This window comes from Naasia sp. SYSU D00057, from assembly GCF_017916505.1.
In the GTDB taxonomy this organism is placed as follows: Bacteria; Actinomycetota; Actinomycetes; order Actinomycetales; family Microbacteriaceae; genus Naasia.
Genome location: NZ_JAFMSZ010000002.1, coordinates 358,402 through 375,630 on the forward strand (window position 1 = coordinate 358,402; position 17,229 = coordinate 375,630).

General features: G+C 74.6%; 16 protein-coding genes and 1 riboswitch. Of the genes, 3 read left to right on the plus strand and 13 right to left on the minus strand.

The window, feature by feature from the left end; translation table 11 throughout:
• Together J3P36_RS08995 and J3P36_RS09000 are read left to right on the plus strand one after the other, a co-directional pair.
• Complete coding sequence (locus J3P36_RS08995; protein WP_210507269.1) at positions 1 to 615, plus strand: allophanate hydrolase subunit 1; 615 nt, start codon at positions 1 to 3, stop codon at positions 613 to 615.
• On the plus strand, positions 612 to 1,484 hold the full coding sequence (locus J3P36_RS09000; protein WP_210507271.1) for a biotin-dependent carboxyltransferase family protein: 873 nt from the start codon (positions 612 to 614) through the stop codon (positions 1,482 to 1,484). The genes J3P36_RS08995 and J3P36_RS09000 overlap by 4 nt, the downstream gene beginning before the upstream one ends.
• On the opposite strand, the gene J3P36_RS09005 is transcribed toward J3P36_RS09000, so the two are convergent.
• The 7 genes from J3P36_RS09005 to J3P36_RS09035 all read right to left on the minus strand — a co-directional run bounded on the left by J3P36_RS09005 (position 1,459) and on the right by J3P36_RS09035 (position 10,115).
• Positions 1,459 to 2,361, minus strand: a complete 903-nt coding sequence (locus tag J3P36_RS09005; protein WP_210507273.1) for a bifunctional methylenetetrahydrofolate dehydrogenase/methenyltetrahydrofolate cyclohydrolase — start codon at positions 2,359 to 2,361, stop codon at positions 1,459 to 1,461. The genes J3P36_RS09000 and J3P36_RS09005 overlap by 26 nt on opposite strands.
• Positions 2,358 to 3,692, minus strand: a complete 1,335-nt coding sequence (gene glyA / locus J3P36_RS09010; RefSeq protein WP_210507276.1) for a serine hydroxymethyltransferase — start codon at positions 3,690 to 3,692, stop codon at positions 2,358 to 2,360. Before glyA ends, J3P36_RS09005 begins: the two co-directional genes overlap by 4 nt.
• Positions 3,693 to 3,718: 26 nt before the next feature.
• Positions 3,719 to 3,820: riboswitch (ZMP/ZTP riboswitch) on the minus strand.
• Positions 3,821 to 3,850: 30 nt separating this feature from the next.
• The gene (locus J3P36_RS09015) at positions 3,851 to 6,076 is read right to left on the minus strand and encodes a DUF3488 and transglutaminase-like domain-containing protein (RefSeq protein WP_210507278.1); all 2,226 of its coding nucleotides are present in this window, start codon (positions 6,074 to 6,076) and stop codon (positions 3,851 to 3,853) included.
• On the minus strand, positions 6,073 to 7,332 hold the full coding sequence (locus J3P36_RS09020) for a DUF58 domain-containing protein (protein ID WP_210507280.1): 1,260 nt from the start codon (positions 7,330 to 7,332) through the stop codon (positions 6,073 to 6,075). Before J3P36_RS09020 ends, J3P36_RS09015 begins: the two co-directional genes overlap by 4 nt.
• A gap of 10 nt (positions 7,333 to 7,342) precedes the next feature.
• Positions 7,343 to 8,308 carry a MoxR family ATPase gene (locus tag J3P36_RS09025; protein ID WP_210507282.1) on the minus strand — a complete coding sequence of 322 codons (966 nt, stop codon included), beginning with the start codon at positions 8,306 to 8,308 and terminating at the stop codon, positions 7,343 to 7,345.
• The gene (locus tag J3P36_RS09030; RefSeq protein ID WP_210507284.1) at positions 8,305 to 8,883 is read right to left on the minus strand and encodes a hypothetical protein; all 579 of its coding nucleotides are present in this window, start codon (positions 8,881 to 8,883) and stop codon (positions 8,305 to 8,307) included. Before J3P36_RS09030 ends, J3P36_RS09025 begins: the two co-directional genes overlap by 4 nt.
• A 26-nt stretch (positions 8,884 to 8,909) precedes the next feature.
• Positions 8,910 to 10,115 carry an MFS transporter gene (locus J3P36_RS09035; RefSeq protein WP_210507286.1) on the minus strand — a complete coding sequence of 402 codons (1,206 nt, stop codon included), beginning with the start codon at positions 10,113 to 10,115 and terminating at the stop codon, positions 8,910 to 8,912.
• A 49-nt stretch (positions 10,116 to 10,164) separates the two neighbouring features.
• Between J3P36_RS09035 and purU the strand changes: the two genes are divergently transcribed.
• A complete protein-coding gene (gene purU / locus J3P36_RS09040) occupies positions 10,165 to 11,052 on the plus strand; it encodes a formyltetrahydrofolate deformylase (protein WP_210507287.1) in 888 nt (295 codons plus the stop codon).
• Here purU and nagA read toward each other — a convergent pair.
• From nagA to J3P36_RS09070, 6 genes are read right to left on the minus strand one after another with little or no spacing between them, the layout of a single operon-like run.
• Positions 11,039 to 12,184, minus strand: a complete 1,146-nt coding sequence (nagA, locus tag J3P36_RS09045) for an N-acetylglucosamine-6-phosphate deacetylase (protein ID WP_210507288.1) — start codon at positions 12,182 to 12,184, stop codon at positions 11,039 to 11,041. The two genes, purU and nagA, sit on opposite strands and share 14 nt — an antisense overlap.
• On the minus strand, positions 12,181 to 12,948 hold the full coding sequence (locus tag J3P36_RS09050; protein WP_210507290.1) for a glucosamine-6-phosphate deaminase: 768 nt from the start codon (positions 12,946 to 12,948) through the stop codon (positions 12,181 to 12,183). The genes nagA and J3P36_RS09050 overlap by 4 nt, the downstream gene beginning before the upstream one ends.
• Positions 12,948 to 13,952, minus strand: coding sequence for an ROK family protein (locus J3P36_RS09055; protein ID WP_246854479.1), 1,005 nt, complete (start codon positions 13,950 to 13,952; stop codon positions 12,948 to 12,950). The genes J3P36_RS09050 and J3P36_RS09055 overlap by 1 nt, the downstream gene beginning before the upstream one ends.
• On the minus strand, positions 13,949 to 15,346 hold the full coding sequence (locus J3P36_RS09060) for a glycoside hydrolase family 3 protein (protein WP_210507292.1): 1,398 nt from the start codon (positions 15,344 to 15,346) through the stop codon (positions 13,949 to 13,951). Before J3P36_RS09060 ends, J3P36_RS09055 begins: the two co-directional genes overlap by 4 nt.
• The gene (locus J3P36_RS09065; protein ID WP_210507294.1) at positions 15,343 to 16,188 is read right to left on the minus strand and encodes a carbohydrate ABC transporter permease; all 846 of its coding nucleotides are present in this window, start codon (positions 16,186 to 16,188) and stop codon (positions 15,343 to 15,345) included. The genes J3P36_RS09060 and J3P36_RS09065 overlap by 4 nt, the downstream gene beginning before the upstream one ends.
• Entirely contained in the window at positions 16,185 to 17,111 is a 927-nt protein-coding gene (locus J3P36_RS09070; RefSeq protein WP_210507858.1) for a carbohydrate ABC transporter permease, read from the minus strand. The genes J3P36_RS09065 and J3P36_RS09070 overlap by 4 nt, the downstream gene beginning before the upstream one ends.
• Between the last annotated feature and the right edge of the window lie 118 nt (positions 17,112 to 17,229).

A 17,229-nucleotide genomic window follows, 5' to 3' on the forward strand; every position in this document is an offset into this window, starting at 1 on the left:
ATGCGGATCCTGCCCTTCGGCGACTCCGCGGTGCTCGCCGAGTTCTCGTCGCTCGACGAGGTGCGTGGCGCGGCCCGCGCGCTGACGTCCGCTCCACCGCCGGGGGTCCTCGACGTCGTGCCCGCCGCCCGCACAGTGCTCGTGCGGATCCGGCCCGCCGAGCTTCCGCTCGCCGCCGCCGAGAGGTGGATCCGGGAGGTGGCGCAGGCGCCTCCGCCGGACGATGCCGCGGGTGAGGTCGTGGTCCTCCCGGTCCGCTACGACGGGCCGGACCTCGCCGACACCGCTCGGCTGCTCGGCATCGAGGCGGGCGAGCTGGTGCGGCGGCACACCGCGGCGGAGTGGGAGTGCGCGTTCTCGGGCTTCGCGCCCGGCTTCGCCTACCTCGTGTCGCCCGGCCTCGACCTCGCGGTTCCGCGGCTGCCGACCTCGCGCCCGCGCGTGCCCGCCGGCGCCGTCGCGGTCGCCGGGGAGTTCAGCGGTGTCTACCCGCGCGAGTCCCCGGGCGGCTGGCGCCTCCTCGGCACGACCGACGCCGTGCTCTGGGACGAGACGCGCACGGCCCCCGCCCTCCTGCCGCCGGGCGCCCGGGTGCGGTTCGAGGCGCTGCCGTGAGCGCCGTCCGCGTCCTCTCCCCCGGCGCGCTCGCGCTCGTCGAGGACGAAGGCCGGCCCGGCTGGGCGGCGCTCGGCGTCGGCCCGGCCGGCGCCTTCGACCGCGGGGCGCTGCGGCTCGCGAACCGGCTCGTCGGCAACGCGGAGTCCGCGGCCGGGCTGGAGCTCCTGCTCGGCGGGGCGGTGCTCGTGCCCGACGCCGACGTCTGGATCGCCGTGACCGGCGCCTGGGGAGCCGTCCGGGCGGGCGGCGCGCCGGTCGAGCCGCACACGGCGACCCTGCTCCCCGCCCGCTCGGCGCTCGAGTTCGCGGCGCCCGAGCATGGCCTGCGCTACTGCCTGGCCCTCCGCGGCGGCATCGCCGTGCCGCCGGTGCTCGGCTCCCGGTCGCGGGACACGCTCGCCGGCCTCGGTCCTGCGCCGCTCGCGGCGGGCGACGTCCTGCCGCTCGGCCCGGAGCCCGCGACGGCCGTGCCGGCCGCCGACCTCGTTCCGGTGGACCCGCCGGCCGACGGGCCGGTGCGGCTCGACGTGCTCCCCGGCCCCCGCCGGGACTGGTTCACGGACTCGGCGTGGCAGGCGCTCACGACCGCGACGTGGCACGTCTCTCCGCGCTCGGATCGCACCGGTGTGCGGCTCGAGGGACCGGCGCTGCGCCGCACGCGGGAGGGCGAGCTGCCGAGCGAGGGCATGGTGCCCGGGGCGATCCAGGTGTCGCCGGACGGGTCGCCGACGATCCTCGGCGCCGACGCACCGGTGACGGGCGGCTACCCCGTGCTCGGCGTGATCGCGTCGGCGTCGTTCGACCGGCTGGCCCAGCTGAGGCCGGGCCAGCCGGTGCTGCTCACGCCACGCGCGCTGCGGCCCTGACGACGGCCCGCTCCGCGGCCTGGACGACGTTCGCGACGAGCATCGCCCGGGTCATCGGGCCGACGCCGCCGGGGTTCGGGGACAGCCAGCCGGCCACCTCGGCGACGCCCGGGGCGATGTCGCCGGTCAGCTTCGCCTTGCCCGTCTCGTGGTCGATCACGCGCGTGACGCCCACGTCGAGCACGGCGGCGCCCGGCTTGATCCACTCGGGCTGCACGAGGTGCGGCATCCCGACCGCCGCCACCACGACGTCGGCGCGGCGAACCTCGGCCGCGAGATCCGGCGTGCGCGAGTGGGTCAGTGTGACGGTCGCGTCGATGCCCTTGCGCGTCAGCAGCAGCCCGAGCGGCCGCCCGACAGTCAGGCCGCGCCCGATCACCGTGACGTGCTTGCCCGGCAGCTCGACGCCGTGCCGGTGCAGCAACTCGACGATGCCGTGCGGCGTGCAGGGCAGGGGCGAGGTCAGCTCGCCCTGGACCCCGAGCACCAGCCGGCCGAGGTTGGTCGGATGCAGGCCGTCCGCATCCTTCGCCGGATCGATCAGCTCGAGCGCGGCGTTCTCGTCCATGCCGCCCGGCAGCGGCAGCTGCACGATGTAGCCGGTGACAGCGGGATCGGCGTTGAGGCGGGCGATCGCCTCGTGGACCTCCGCCTCGGTCGCGTCGACGGGCAGGTCGGCGCGGATTGACTCCACCCCGACCTCGGCGCAGTCGCGGTGCTTCCCCGCGACGTACGCCTGCGATGCCGGGTCGTCGCCGACGAGCAGGGTGCCGAGGCCCGGGGTGATGCCGCGGGCCTTGAGCGCGTCGACCCGCTCGCGGAGCTCCGCCTTGATGGCGGCGGCGGTCGCGGTGCCGTCGAGCCGTACCGCGGTCATCGGGCCACCGAGGACGGGAGCTCGTCGTGCGCGAGCGGCTGGCCGCTCGGGTTCAGCCCGGCGTAGAGCGGGAATCGCCCGGCGAGGTCGTGCACCCGGCGGCGGAGGCCGTCGACGTCGGCGCCGCCCGTGAGCGCGAGGGCGATCACGTCGGCCACCTCCTCGAACTCGGCGTCCCCGAAGCCGCGGGTGGCGAGCGCGGGCGTGCCGATCCGGACGCCCGAGGTGACCATCGGCGGGCGCGGGTCGAAGGGCACGGCGTTGCGGTTCACGGTGATCCCCACCGCGTGGAGGGCGTCCTCGGCCTGCTTGCCGTCGAGCTCGGCGGCGCGGAGGTCGACGAGCACGAGGTGCACGTCGGTGCCGCCGGTGAGGACGTCGACACCGGCGGCGCGGGCGTCGCCCGCCGTGAGGCGCTCGGCGAGGATGTGCGCGCCCCGCAGGGTGCGCTCCTGCCGGTCGCGGAACTCCTGCTCGCCCGCCAGCTTGAAGGCGGTCGCCTTGGCCGCGATGACGTGCATGAGCGGACCGCCCTGCTGACCGGGGAAGACGGCGGAGTTGAGCTTCTTGTAGAGGTCCTCCTGGTTGCTGAGGAGGAAGCCGGAGCGCGGGCCGCCGATCGTCTTGTGCACCGTCGAGGAGACCACATGCGCGTGCGGCACCGGGTTGGGGTGCAGGCCGGCGGCGACGAGGCCGGCGAAGTGCGCCATGTCGACCCAGAGCCGGGCGCCCACCTCGTCGGCGATGGCCCGGAAGGCGGCGAAGTCGAGCTGACGGGGGTACGCCGACCACCCCGCGATGATCACGGCGGGGCGGTGCTCGAGGGCCTTCTGGCGGACCACGTCCATGTCGATGCGGAACGTCTGCGGGTCGACGCCGTAGGCGACGGCGTCGTAGAGCCGCCCCGAGAAGTTGAGCTTCATGCCGTGGGTGAGGTGGCCGCCGTGCGCCAGCTCGAGGCCGAGGATGGTGTCGCCGGGCGTCGCGATCGCGTGCAGCACCGCGGCGTTGGCGCTCGCGCCCGAGTGGGGCTGCACGTTCGCGTACCCGGCACCGAACAGCGCCTTCGCGCGGGTGATGGCGAGCTCCTCGGCGATGTCGACGAATTCGCAGCCGCCGTAGTAGCGGCGCCCCGGGTAGCCCTCGGCGTACTTGTTGGTGAGGACTGACCCCTGTGCCTCGAGCACCGCGCGCGGCACGAAGTTCTCGCTCGCGATCATCTCGAGCGTCGACTGCTGGCGGTCGAGCTCGCGGGCGAGGACGTCGGCGATCTCGGGGTCGACGGCGGTGAGCGGCGCGAGGAAGGAGGATTCGGACTCGGACAGGAACATGGCACTCCTTGACTGACGGTGGGTGGAGTCGTGGCCCAGGCGTACGGCCCCGTCCGTGTCAGTCGTTCCCCGGTGGTGATCCACCCTGGAGAGCCGAGGGCTCCCTCACGCCAGTCGCGACCCGCACAGCTTAGCAACCCGCTCCGGACCGCACGCCCCTAGTGCGGCACCTCCGCCGCGCGTGGGGCTCGCTGTGCGGCGGCGAGGCGCACGAACAGGGACCGGGGTGCGAGTGCGGCGCGTGCCCGGTCCCGTCGCCGGCTGCCGGACCGCAGCCAGGCGAGCAGCGACTGCACCTCGGCGGGATCCGCTCCCTCGGCCGCGGTTCCCGGTCGAGCGAAGCGCTCCCGCTCGACCAGGACGAGCAGGCGGCGCAGGGCGTCCCGATGCCGATCCGACGGGCGCAGTCCGCCCTCCAGCCGGTCGGCGAGGGTGCGCGGCGTGAGCACCGCGGAGTCGACGAGGCCGAGGTCGAGGGCGGTGTCCTGCACCTCGTCCCAGGCAGGACCGACGCGCGCTGCGCGCAGCGCGGCCAGCCGGCGGCGCCGGCGGAGGATGCGCGCGCCGGCGGGCATCAGGAGGGCGAGGACGACGCCCGCGCCGAGCGCGATGCCGCCGATCGGCGGGCCACCGCCGGCGGCGCCGCCCGAGGCGGTCACGTCCTGGTCGGTGCGATCGTCGCGGGCACCCGTCGACGCGGACGGCGTGGGCGCCGCCGACGGGCCGTCGGTGGCCCCGGTCTCCTCGGTGCTGAACCGGGGCACATCGCCGCGGCCGGGTGTCGGCTCGAAGCGGACCCACCCCGCGCCCTCGAAGTAGAGCTCCGGCCAGGCGTGCAGGTCGTGCGAGGTGACCTCGAAGACGCCGGGCTCGCTGATGCGCCGCTCGCCCGGCTGGTAGCCGACCCCGATGCGGGCGGGGATGCCGAGCTGCCGGGCCATGACGGTCATCGCGGAGGCGAAGTGGGTGCAGTAGCCGCGCTTCTCCTCGAGGAACGCGGCGAGGACGTCCATGCTGTCGCCGTCGCCGTCGGCCACCTGCGGGGTGTCCTCGTCATAGGTGAAGTCGCGGCCGCGAAGCCAGTCCTGCAGGGCGATCGCCTGGTCGTACGCTGTCGTCGCCTCCGCGGTGACCTCCCGGGCGGTCTCCGCGATGATCGCCGGGGCGGTGTCGGGCACCGTGAGGTACCGGCCGAGGCGGTCTCGGTCCGGGGACGGCGCCGAGCGCAGCTGCTGCACGGTGGGGTCGGGGTCGAGGCTGTGCACCGTGTACTCGCCCACCGGGCGCACTCGGCCGACGGCCTGCACGGTGAGCGACTCGGGCTCCCACGCCCAGTCGCCGACGAGGCCCTCCACCGAGGTTGCGGGATACGGGGCGGCGACCCAGGTGCGCTGCGGGTAGGACTCCGAGATGTCGGTCGTCACCTCCTCGCGCGCTACGGCGTCGCTCAGCCCGGGGGGCGCCGGGAAGGTGCGGACCTGCCGGTTCTCCGGGTCGTCCTCCGACGTCGTCGGTGTCCACTCGTCGCCCGTCAGGTCGTCGATCGTGACCACCCGCATGTACACCGGTCGGTCGGCGTCGGTGCGGTAGGTGAGCACCGTGACGTCGGCGCCGCGGCGCAGCTGGTCGCCGAGCCGGACGAGGGGGTCGGCGCCGGGCGTGAACACGGGTCGCAGCGGTCCCGCCGACGCGGGTGCGGGGGCGATGAGCGTCGGCACGAGGGACTGGAGCACGAGTGCGCCGGCGACCGCGACCGCGCCGAGGGCGGCGGCGCTCGAGGCGCGGGGCCGGGACTGGTCGCGGCGCCGGTCCAGCCACACGAGGAGGAGGAACGCGGCGACCGTCGCCGTGACGCCCGGGAGGTCGTCGCCGATGCCGACGGCCCGCGCGGGCACGATCGCGAGGAGCAGGAGGGGGAGCCCCGCCAGCCACGGCAGCCGCAGCTCGGCGACGAGCGCGTCGATCAGCAACGCGAGCACGGCGATCCCGAAGGCGACCATGAGGATGAGGCCCGGCGTGGCCGTCGCGGGTGGCGAGTCGAGGTAGATCTGCCGGACGGCGGCGCGGAGCACCTCGCCGAGGGCGGGCAGGGTGCGCTCCGTGGGCAGGATGCCCCAGGTGAGGGTGTCCGGCAGCCACAGCAGGGGTACGAGGAGCGCCGCGACGGCGACGCCCGCGAGCGGGGCGACGGGGCGCAGCTGGCGGACGGTGCGCACGGCCGCAGCCGCGGTCACCGCGAGCGCGCCGACGAGGAGCGCCGCCCACCACCAGCCGTCGCCCTGGATGAGCTGGCGCAGGGAACCGGCGGCGACGAGCGTCGCGAGGAGGGAGGCGCCGGTGATGCCCCAGGTGGACGCATGCGGGGCGGGCGCCGGCGCGCTCACGACCGCGCTCCCTGGGCGGAGGTGCGCTGCCAGACCTCGGCGACGTCGTCGGACGGCGACGCGGACGCCGAGCGCCAGCCCGCGAACCAGATCTCCTCCGGCGGCATGCGGTCCCCGTCGCCGACGAGCACGACCGAGGCGCTGCTCGCGCGCGCCTTCTGGGGCGCCAGCTCCCGCAGCTCCTGATCCGTCACCGCGCAGCCGAGCACCGCGTGCACCGGCGCGGGGTCGGCGGCGAGGAACGCGCCGAGCCGCGGGAGGTAGGCGGAGCCCCGGACGGTGCGCCGCTCGACGGTCGCGAGGTCGAGCAGCGCCTCTCGCGGCGTCCGGTTGACGTCGAGCACTCCCTCGTCCGTGGGCACCGTCTCCATGAGGGCGACGCCCACACCGGTGTCGCCGAGGTGGACGAGGAGGGAGGCCGCGTACTCGACCGCCCACTCGAACGCGGCGGAGGACGGGTAGCTCTCGCGGCGGATGTCGAGCAGCACGAGGGCGCGCGCCTCGTCCTGGCTCTGCTCCTGGCGCACCATCAGCTCGCCGCGGTGGGCCGTGGCGCGCCAGTGCACGTGCCGGAGCGCATCCCCCGCCCGGTAGTCGCGCGCGATGACGTCATCGTGGCCGTGGCCGGTCTTCCAGGCCGGCACCGCGGTGTCGGCGATGCTCGTGCGCCCGGGGACGGCCCCGTCGAGCGGTGTGATCCGCGGCAGCACGGTCAGCGGGGCGGGCTCGCCAACGACGCGCTCGTGCAACGTCAGGCCGAACGGGTCGCTGCGCTCCACCACCAGCGGGCCGATCGAGACGATCCCGCGCTCCCGCGCCTCCAGCTGGTAGTCGAGCCGGCGGCGGGCGGCCGCGTCCCCGCGAGCGCCGAGCGAGGGCAGCACCTCGAAGGGCCGGAACTCGAAGCCGCGCGGGGTGTGGTCCCGCCAGAGCTGAGGGGACGAGCGGAGCCACGCGTTGTTCGAGACCTGGATCTGCACGTGCGTCCGGTCCCCGACCGAGACGACGTCCGGGCTGTTCCGGCGGACCGCGGACAGCGAGGCGACGCGGGCCCGGACGGACAGGGCGGAGACGAGGACGAGCGCGGCGAGCACGCAGCCGACGTAGAGGAGGTCGCGCCAGCCGACCGAGAAGGCGACGATCACCGCGATGGCGGCGGCGGCGAGCACGGCCCAGCCGCGACGGGTGAGCCGCGGCATCCCGAGGTCGAGCCGCCGCAGTCGGCGGCGGACGCCGGGGTGCGGAATCGCGGTCATGGTCGCCGTCTCACGCGCGCGGCACCGCCGTGGCGGCGAGGATCCCGCGGACGATCTCGGCCGCCGCCTCCCACTCGGTGCCGCCGGAGCGGCCGAGCGCCTGACGCGTCGGCAGCAGGCGGTGGGCGAGGACGGACACGGCGAGCGCCGACAGGTCGTCGGGGAGCACGAAGTCGCGGCCCTCGAGCAGGGCCCGGGCCTTCGCCACGCGGGCGAGCTGCAGGGTCGCGCGGGGGCTGGCGCCGAGGCGGAGGTCGGCGTGCGAGCGGGTCGCGGTGACGATCGCGAGCAGGTACTGCTCCACCGCGGGCGACAGGTAGATGGTGCGCGCGGCGGTGATCATCGCCTGCAGCTCCTCGAGCGTGACGACGGGCCGCACGTCGTCGATCGGGCTGCGGGCCTCCCGCGAGCGCAGCATCGCGAGCTCGGCGCGCGGGTCGGGATAGCCCATCGAGACGGACGCCGTGAACCGGTCGCGCTGCGCCTCCGGCAGAGCGTAGGTGCCGTCCATCTCGACCGGGTTCTGGGTGGCGACCACCATGAAGGGCCGGGGCAGCTGCCAGCTGCGGCCGTCGACGGTGACCTGGCCCTCCTCCATGCACTCCAGCAGGGCGGACTGCGTCTTCGGGGAGGCGCGGTTGATCTCGTCGCCGATCACGAGGTTCGCGAAGACCGAGCCCGGCTTGAACTCGAACTGGCCGCTGCCCTGGTCGAAGACGGAGACCCCCGTGACGTCGGACGGCAGCAGGTCGGGCGTGAACTGGATGCGGCTCACCGTGCCGCCCACCGACCGGGCGAGCGCCTTGGCGAGCATCGTCTTGCCGACACCGGGCACGTCCTCGATGAGGAGGTGCCCCTCGGCGAGGAGGACCGTGAGCGCCACCGCGGTGACCTCGGGCTTGCCGTCGATGACGGTCTCCACGGACCGGAGGACGCGCGTCGCGGCCTCCCGGACGTCGACGTCGAGCGCTGTCATCGCGTGCCTCTCTCGGAGCGGAGGATGTGCAGGAACAGGGTGGCGACCGCGGTCGCGACCCCGAGCACGACCAGCTGCGGAGCCACGGCGACCGCGAGCTGGGCCGCGAGGACCTGCTCGACGGAGCGGCCGTCCGCGAAGCGGAGCGTGCCGTCCTGGGTGAAGACGGACCAGTCGGTGCCGTACCCGGTGGCGGCCGACGTGAAGTGCAGGAGCACGCCGCCGACGACGAGGAGGGCGCTCACGAGCCAGAGCGGTCCGGTGCGGAGGCGACGGGGCTCCTGCGGCGGCGCCTGCTCCTCCGCGGGCCGCTGCTGGTCCGGCTGCCCCGCCAGGGGCGGCGCGGCATCCGCAGGGAAAGGGGGCGCGGAAGAGGCGGCGGTGGGAGCCGGAGGGAGCGTCTTCGGAGTCGGCGGGTTTCCGGCGGAGAGGGGTGCGGAGGCCGGCACGGGCGCCTGCGGGCGCGCATCCGCGCGGCGCTCGCCCGAGGGGTCGGCGTAGCCGCGCTGGAAGACGGGGTCGTACCGCGGATCGAGCGACGGCGAGGTGCGGTCAGCCGGCGGAACCGTTGCCATGCGTCCTCACAGGGGTTTTGGGTGGGCTACACCATAACCGACCGTGCTGACCCTTTCCTCCGGCTGTTCAGGCCGCTGATCACCACGAGAGCGAGTCCGGAGGCCATGATGACGGCGGCCGTCCAGGGCAGCGAGGCGACCCCCACGAGGGGGAGCAGCAGCGCCCCCACGAGGGCGCCGCCGCCGATGCCGGTGTTGAACGCCGTCGTGATCCAGGCCGAGGCCATGTCCCGCAGCCGCGGCGACGCCAGCACCATGTTCCGCGTGTGCAGCAGCGGCGGCAGCGCGCCGAAGGCGACGCCCCACGCGACGATCGCGACGACGACCAGCCAGGGCACTCCCGGGAAGGCCCCGAGGAGGAGGATGCACCCGATCCCGACGGCCGACGCGACGACGACGGAGCCGACCGGGTAGCGGCCGCCGGCGATGCCCGCGAGCAGCAGCCCGACCGCTCCGGCGCCGCCGTAGAGGAAGAGCATCGGCCCGACGGCGTCCGCCCCGAAGCCCGCGGCATCCGCCAGATACGGCGCGATGTAGGTGTAGAAGGTGTTCTGGCCGACGATGAGCACCGCGACCGTGAGGGAGAGGAAGAGCACGGCGGGCAGGGTCGGGTCCCGCCGAGTGGGCAGCGGGATCTCGCCCGTGGTGACGGGCACGCTGTGGTCGACGGGCGGCAGCAGCCGCAGCACGAGCACCGCGAGCAGCAGCATGGCGGCGGCGATCGCGGCGAAGCCGAGGCGCCAGCCGAGCGCGTGCCCGAGCGCGGTGCCGACCGGCACGCCCAGCACGAAGGCGGCCGAGCCGCCGGCGTTGGTGATCGCGATCGCGCGCGCCAGCTGCCCGGGCGCGACGAGGTGCGCCGCGTAGGAGCCGACGACCGCCCAGAACAGTCCGTGCGCGAGGCCGGCGAGCACCCGGGCCCCGAGCAGGATCTCGTACGTCGGCGCGATGGCCGCGAGCACCGTGGCCACGGCGTTCACGATGAGCACCCAGAACACGAGCGTCTTGCGGGAGACGTCCCTCGTCAGCAGAGCGAGCGGCGTCGTGGCGAGCACCACGGTCGCCGCGAAGACGGTCACGAGGATTCCCGCCTGCGACACCGTGACGTCGAGGCCGCGCGCCATGTCGGGGAGCAGGCCGGCGGGCAGGAACTCGCCCGTGATCGAGACGAAGACGGCGCCGGCGAGGGTCAGCAGCCCGAGCGTCGGGAAGCGCTCGTCCGGGGCCTGCATGTCCGTCTCATCCTAGGGGCGCGCCGAGGTCGCACTACGCTGGGGGACCGTGGCCAGCGACCCCCTCTCCCCTGCCGACGTCCCGGACCGTGCCGGCCATTGGGTGCTCTCGCTCGTCTGCCGCGACGAGCCCGGGATCGTGCATGCCATCAGCGGCGCGATCGTGGCCGCCCGCGGCAACATCACCGAGTCCCAGCAGTTCTCGAGCGCCGACACGGGCCGCTTCTTCATGCGCCTCCAGGTGGAGACGGACGCGACCCGCGAGGAGTTCGCCGCCCTGCTCGAGCCGGTGATCTCCCGGTTCTCGATGTCCTGGCAGCTCGATCAGGAGGGGCGACACAAGCGGACCCTGGTGCTCGTCTCGACCGCCGGCCACTGCCTCAACGACCTGCTCTTCCGTCGCCGCTCCGGGCAGCTGCCCGTCGACATCCCGCTCGTGCTCAGCAACCACCCGGTCCTCCGGGAGCTGGCCGAGTTCTACGGCGTCCCCTTCGAGTCGCGGCCGATCGTCGACGCGGAGTCGAAGGCCGCGTTCGAGCGGCGCATCCTCGAGGTGGTGGACGAGCACGACATCGAGCTCGTCGTCCTCGCCCGGTACATGCAGATCCTCTCGCCCGAGCTGTGCGAGAAGCTCGCCGGACGGGCGATCAACATCCACCACTCGTTCCTCCCCGGCTTCGCGGGCGCGAACCCGTACCGGCAGGCGCACGCCCGCGGCGTGAAGCTGATCGGCGCGACGGCGCACTTCGTGACGAGCGAGCTCGACGAGGGCCCGATCATCGAGCAGAACGTCGTGCGGGTGGACCACACGCGCACCCCCGCGGAGCTGGTCGGCATCGGCCAGGACGAGGAGAGCCGCACACTGCGCCAGGCGGTGACCTGGTTCGCCCAGGACCGCGTGCTCCTCGACGGCGCGCGGACGATCATCTTCCGCTGACCGGCTCCAGCACCCGCTCGGTCCGCCAGTCGGCGTCGAGGATCAGCAGCCGCGCGTCCTGGCCGACGCCGATCCGGCCCCTGTCGGCGAGCCCGAGCAGGCCGGCGGGGGTCGCAGTGAGCGCGGCCACCGCCGCCGCCGGATCCTCGCCGAGCTCCTCGACGGCGTACCGGAGGGCGGCGTCCTGGGTGAGCGTCGAGCCGGCCAGCGTCGCCGTCCCCGCGAGGTGGGCCCCGCCGTCCCGCACCTCGACGTCGAGCGGGCCGAGCCGGTAGTCGCCGTCGCCGCCCCCCGCGGCGGCCATCGCGTCGGTGACGAGCGCGACGCGGCCGGGCGCCAGGGCGAACAGCATCCGCGCCGAGGAGGGATGCACGTGCCGCCCGTCGAGGATGAGCTCGAGCACGACCCGGCCGTCGTCGATCGCCGCGCCGATCGGGCCCGGCGCTCGGGAGCCGATGCCGGGCATCGCGTTGAACGCGTGGGTGAGGAGGCGCGCGCCCCGGTCGAACGCGGCGCGTGCGGTGTCGTAGTCCGCGTCGGTGTGGCCGACGGCGACCACCACGCCGGCCGCCGAGAAGCGCTCGACCGCGTCGAGGGCGCCGGGCAGCTCGGGAGCGATGGTCACCGAGCGCAGGTTCCCGGCGGCCGCCTCGAGCAGCCGATCCACGGTCGAGGAGTCGGGGGCGATCAGCCGCGCCGGGTCGTGGGCACCTCGCCGGGACGGGGCGAGGAAGGGCCCCTCCAGGTGGACGCCGAGGATCCCCGGTTCGACCGCGCGCAGCGCGGCCACGAGACGCAGCCGCTCCTCGAGCAGGCCGACGCTCGCGGCGACGAGGCTCAGCACGGCGCCGGTGGTGCCGTGCCTGCGGTGCAGCGCCACGCCCGCCAGGATCTCGGACGAGGTGCCGGTGTCGTAGGAGAAGCCGCCCCCGCCGTGGCCGTGCAGATCGAGGAAGCCCGGCACCACCCGGCGGCCGCCCGCGTCGATCACGTCCGCGCCCGAAGGGAGGCGGCGCCACCCGTCGCCGTCGCCGACCGCCGTGATCCGGCCGCCCTCGCTGCGCACCCACCCCGACGGGCGCACCCCGTCGGCGTCGGTCAGCGTCGCGGAGTGGACGATCCTCGCCGTCACCGCGGCTGCCAGTACGGCTTGTTGGCGTGGACGTAGCGGTAGTAGTCCGCGTGCTCGAGGCGCGCGGCCGCCGCCTCGTCGACGAGCACGGTGACCCGGGGGTGCAGCTGGATCGCGGACCCCGGGTGGTTCGCCGTGACCGGACCCTCGACCGCCGCGGCCACCGCCTCGGCCTTCCGCTCCCCGAACGCGAGCAGGAGCAGGCGCCGGGCACGGAGGATCGTGCCGAGGCCCTGCGTGATGCAGTGGATGGGCACGTCGTCCACGGAGTCGAAGAACCGGGCGTTGTCGCGCCGGGTCTGCTCGGTCAGCGTCTTGACGCGGGTGAGCGAGGCGAGGGACGAGCCGGGCTCGTTGAAGCCGATGTGGCCGTCGGTGCCGAGCCCGAGCAGCTGCAGGTCGACGCCGCCCGCCTCGGTGAGCGCGTGCTCGTAGACGTCGCCGGCGTGCTCGATCGGGCCCTCGCCGGGCACGTGGACCCTCGCCGGGTCGAGCCCGAGAGGGCCGGTGACCTCGCGCGCGATCACCGAGTGGTAGCTCTGGGGGTGGTCCAGGGCGAGGCCGACGTACTCGTCGAGCGCGAACGCCCGGAGCCGGGAGAGGTCGAGGCGACGGGCGGCCAGCGCCTGGTACACCGGCAGCGGCGTCGATCCGGTGGCGACGCCGAGCACGGCATCCGGCCGCGCTTGGACGAGATCGCCGATGATGTCGGCGGCCAGCTCCCCCGCCGCGGCGGCGTCGGGCAGGATCACGACCTCGGCCATCAGGGCGCATCTCCCGTCGCCGCGCCGACCAGGGCGGCGCCGACCGCGGCGGCGGGGAAGCCGGCCGGCACGAGTTCGACCCGCTCCCGCAGCCCGAGCGAGGCGAGGAACGGGGACGCCGCGGCCCAGCCGTCGAGCGTGTCACGGACGCCGCCGAGCAGCGGGTCGCCGAGGGAGCTGATGCCGCCGCCGATCACGACGCGGTCGACGTCGACGGTGAGCACGAGCAGCCGCACCGCCGAGGCGACATCGCCGAGGAGCCGGTCCCAGACGGCCTCGGCCGCCGCGTCGCCGGCGCTCGCCGCCTCGAAGAGCTCCTGCACGGGGCGCGGGTGATCCGTCGGCCACTGGCGGCTCACCGCGGAGCCGGAGGCGAGGGTCTCGAGGCAGCCCCGCTGGCCGCAGGGGCACAGCGGCCCCGTCGGGTCGATCGGGATGTGGCCGATCTCCCCCGCGTTGCCGCGGGAGCCGCGCCAGAGGCGGCCGCCGAGCACGAGGCCCGCGGCGAGCCCGGTGCCGAGGTTGAGGTAGGCCATCGACGAGATCGTGCGGTCGGCCGACGAGAGCCGCGAGTAGACGCCGAGCGCGGCGGCGTTGACGTCGTTCTCGACGCGGGCGTCGACGCCGAGCCGGGAGGTGAGCTCCGCGCCGAGGTCGAGTCCCTCGAGCCCCAGGTTGACGGCGTGCGCGACGCGGCCGCTCCCGCTGTCCACCGAGCCGGGGATGCCGACGCCGAGCGACGAGAACTCGCGAGGCTCCACCCGCAGCTGGGACGCGAGCGAGCTCACCGCCTCGACGGTGGTCGCGACGACGGCCTCCGCGCCGAATCCGGTGGGCACGCGCAGCTCGCCGAGCACGGCTCCGCCGCCGTCGACCGCGACCGCGTCGGTCTTGGTGCCGCCGATATCGACGCCGACCCGCACCGCGGACCGGGCGCGCGCCTCGTCCACGCTTGCGTCGCCGCCGTCGTCCCGACCCCCGGGGCGGGCTCCGTTCCCGGTCATCGGGCCGTCCCTTCGAGCCAGGCGAGCAGCGCCTGTCCGGCCTGCCGGGAGGCGCCGAACGTCGCGACATCAGCGTACCGGCGGTCCTCTCCGGGCCACCCCATGTCGACGACGAGCGCCGACGGGAAGCGGTCGCGGACCGCGTCGATGCAGTCCCGCACCCACGGATGACGGTGGTTGTCCTTGCCGACGAGCACCGGCTGGGCGGAATCCGTCAGCTCGGGCCGCCGGCCCTCCCTCGCCTGGACGGCGGCGGCACCCGCCGCCGCTGGGCCCCATGGCACGACGCCGACCGCGATGTTGGGCTCCGTCTCCAGCATCACGAGGGTCCGCTCGGCGGACACCCGCACGCCAGGGCGGACGTCGAACGCGCGGATGACCGCGTCGAGGTCCGGGCCGCTCGCGTCAGCCGGCGCCGCTGCGGGGGTGGGCAGGACGTTCAGCTCGCGGACGCGCCGCTGTGCGTCGGCGAGCCGCTCGGCGGTCAGAGCACCTGAATCGAGCGCGGCGGCGAGCGCCTCCTCGGCCTCGCGGAGCCGGCGCTCCCCCGTCTCAGTCCCGAGGCAGAGCAGATCGCAGCCCGCGACGAGCGCGCGGACTGCGGCGGCGGGGATCCCGTCGCGCCCGCCCGCCCCGACCATGTCGAGGGCGTCCGAGATCACGGCTCCCTCGAAGCCGAGCTCCCCGCGGAGGAGGCCCGAGAGGATGGTCGCCGAGAACGTCGCCGGCTGCTCCGGGTCCACCTGCGGCAGCAGGATGTGGGACGACATGACGGCTCGAGCGCCGGCGGCAACGGCCGCCCGGAACGGCACCAGCTCCCGGGCGCGCAGCTCGTCGAGCGGCAGGTCGACCAGGGGGACCGCGAGGTGCGAGTCCTGCACCGTGTCGCCGTGACCGGGGAAGTGCTTCACGGTCGCGGCGACGCCCGCGGACTGCAGGCCGCGGACCCACGCGGCCGTGTGCCGGGCGACGAGCTCGGCGTCGGCCCCGAAGCTGCGCACCCCGATGACGGGATTCAGCGGCGTCGAGTTCACGTCGGCGTCGGGGGCGAGGTCGAGAGTGACGCCGGCCTCGCGCAGCTCCCGGCCGACGGCTGAGGCCACGGCCTCGGTCATAGCCGGATCGTCGAGGCGGCCGAGGATGGCGTTGCCGGGATAGGGCGATCCGGTCCGCGCGTGCAGCCGGGTGACGTCGCCGCCCTCCTCGTCAACCGCGATCACGGCCTCGGGGTTCGCCTCCCGGACCTCGTCGGTCAGGCGGCGCAGCTGGTCCGCCGAGGCGACGTTGCCGCCGAACAGGCACACGCCGGCGAGGCCGTGCTCGAGCCGGGAGCGGAGCCAGGACGGCAGGGCCTCTCCGGCGAATCCGGGCAGCAGGACGGCGGCCGGGTTCATCCCTTCACCGCCCCACTGACGAGGCCGCTCGTCATCCGCCCCTGCACGATGAGGAAGAACACGATCACCGGGACCGCGACGAGCGTCGAGGCGGCCATCACCTGCCCCCAGTCGGTGGCCCGGCTGGCGCTCGCCTGCACGAACCCGCGCAGCCAGAGCGGCAGCGTTCTGGCCGACTCGTCCTGCAGCACGACGAGGGCGATCGTGAACTCGTTCCACGACTGCAGGAAGGCGTAGACGCCCGCCGCGACGAGGCCCGGCGCGAGCAGCGGGAAGGTGATGCGGAGGAACGCCTGGGTGCGGCTGAGGCCGTCGACCATGGCGGCCTCCTCGAGGTCGGCCGGGATCCCCGCGACGAAGCCGCGAAGCATCCAGATCGTGAACGGGACGACCGCCGCGATGTAGAGGACGCTGAGGCCGAGCGCCGTGTTGAGCAGTCCCGCCGAGGACATGAGCTTGTACTGGGCGATGAAGAGCCCCTCGGCGGGCAGCATCTGCACGAACAGCACCGCGAGCACGAACGACTTCCGTCCCCGGAAGCGGAACCGGCTGATCGCGAGCGCCGCGAGGAACGCGAAGAAGAGCGAGAACGCGACGACGGCGACCGCGACGAGCACGCTCATGCCGAGGGCGGGCAGGAAGGTGCCGCCGCTCATCACGGCCGTGAAGTTGTCCCACGATCCGCCGAACGGCAGGAAGGTCGGGCGGGCGGACTGCAGCACGGCGTCCGGGAGCAGGGCCGAGTTGATCATCCAGTAGACGGGGAAGATCCAGATCAGGGCGACGAGCACCCCGACGAGGCCGAGTCCGGCGCGGCCGGCGCGGCGGGTGCCGGGTGTCATGACTCGTCCTCCTTGAGCATTCCGCGGACGTAGAAGGCGCTGAGCGCCACCGTGAGCACGAGCACGAAGATCGAGACCGCCGATGCGGTGCCGAAGTCGCTCGCACCCGTGCCGAGCTGATAGATGTACGTGCCGAGCAGGTTGGTCTCGCTCGCGATGGAGCCCGCGTCCTGCAGGAGCTTGATCTGCGTGAACACCCGGAGGTCCCAGATCAGCTGCAGGAGCAGCACGATCGCGAGCACCGGCCGGATGATCGGGACGGTGATCCGCCAGAGCCGCTGAACGGGAGAGGCGCCGTCCATCTGGGCCGCCTCGAGCACCTCGTCGGGCACCTGGGTCAGCCCGGCGTAGACCGAGAACGCGACGAACGGCACGCTCATCCAGACCACGATGAGCGCGGCCACGGCGAAGAACGACAGCGGCTCCTGCAGCCAGTTGTGGTCCCGGAAGTCGAGCCCGGCACTCGTGAGGAGCCAGTTCACGACGCCGCGGCGCCAGTCGAACAGCCATCGCCACACCGTCATGGCGGCCACCGCGGGCATCGCCCAGGCGAGCAGCAGCGCGACCTGCAGCAGGATGCGGACAGGCGAGGGCAGCACCCGCATCAGCAGGGCCACCGCGACCCCCACCACCATGGTGGCGCCCGCTGCCACCAAGCAGAACGCGATGCTCCGGCCGACGACCGTCCAGAGGTACGGGTCGCTCACGAGGCGGGCGTAGTTCTCGAGTCCCACGAAGGGCGCCGGCTGCCCGAACTGCTGCGCGAGCCCGAACTCCTGCGTCGAGCTGATCAGCTGCCAGACGAGGGGGTAGCCCATCGCCGCGACGAGCACCGCGACCGCGGGAAGAACGAGGAAGTAGGGCGCGACGCTCCGGCGGCGGCGCGGGGACCGGGATCGCGGCTCGGCCGCCGCTGACGTCATGGCAGCGACGCCGGCCGAGGGGGTCGACGACATGGGCTCCTCCAGGCGGGAAGGGGTGCGCGGCCGCCGGCCGGGAGACCGGCGGCCGCGGGTGCTGACCAGGATGGCCCGATCAGGG

Coding starts and splice junctions, on each gene's coding strand:
- J3P36_RS09020 (WP_210507280.1), bottom strand. CDS start 7,332: ATGACCGCGATTCCGCACCCCGGCGTCCGCCGCCGACTGCGGCGGCTC.
- J3P36_RS09025 (WP_210507282.1), bottom strand. CDS start 8,308: ATGACAGCGCTCGACGTCGACGTCCGGGAGGCCGCGACGCGCGTCCTC.
- glyA (WP_210507276.1), bottom strand. CDS start 3,692: ATGTTCCTGTCCGAGTCCGAATCCTCCTTCCTCGCGCCGCTCACCGCC.
- J3P36_RS09050 (WP_210507290.1), bottom strand. CDS start 12,948: ATGGCCGAGGTCGTGATCCTGCCCGACGCCGCCGCGGCGGGGGAGCTG.
- J3P36_RS08995 (WP_210507269.1), top strand. CDS start 1: ATGCGGATCCTGCCCTTCGGCGACTCCGCGGTGCTCGCCGAGTTCTCG.
- J3P36_RS09035 (WP_210507286.1), bottom strand. CDS start 10,115: ATGCAGGCCCCGGACGAGCGCTTCCCGACGCTCGGGCTGCTGACCCTC.
- J3P36_RS09060 (WP_210507292.1), bottom strand. CDS start 15,346: ATGAACCCGGCCGCCGTCCTGCTGCCCGGATTCGCCGGAGAGGCCCTG.
- J3P36_RS09030 (WP_210507284.1), bottom strand. CDS start 8,883: ATGGCAACGGTTCCGCCGGCTGACCGCACCTCGCCGTCGCTCGATCCG.
- J3P36_RS09065 (WP_210507294.1), bottom strand. CDS start 16,188: ATGACACCCGGCACCCGCCGCGCCGGCCGCGCCGGACTCGGCCTCGTC.
- J3P36_RS09055 (WP_246854479.1), bottom strand. CDS start 13,952: ATGACCGGGAACGGAGCCCGCCCCGGGGGTCGGGACGACGGCGGCGAC.
- J3P36_RS09005 (WP_210507273.1), bottom strand. CDS start 2,361: ATGACCGCGGTACGGCTCGACGGCACCGCGACCGCCGCCGCCATCAAG.
- J3P36_RS09070 (WP_210507858.1), bottom strand. CDS start 17,111: ATGACGTCAGCGGCGGCCGAGCCGCGATCCCGGTCCCCGCGCCGCCGC.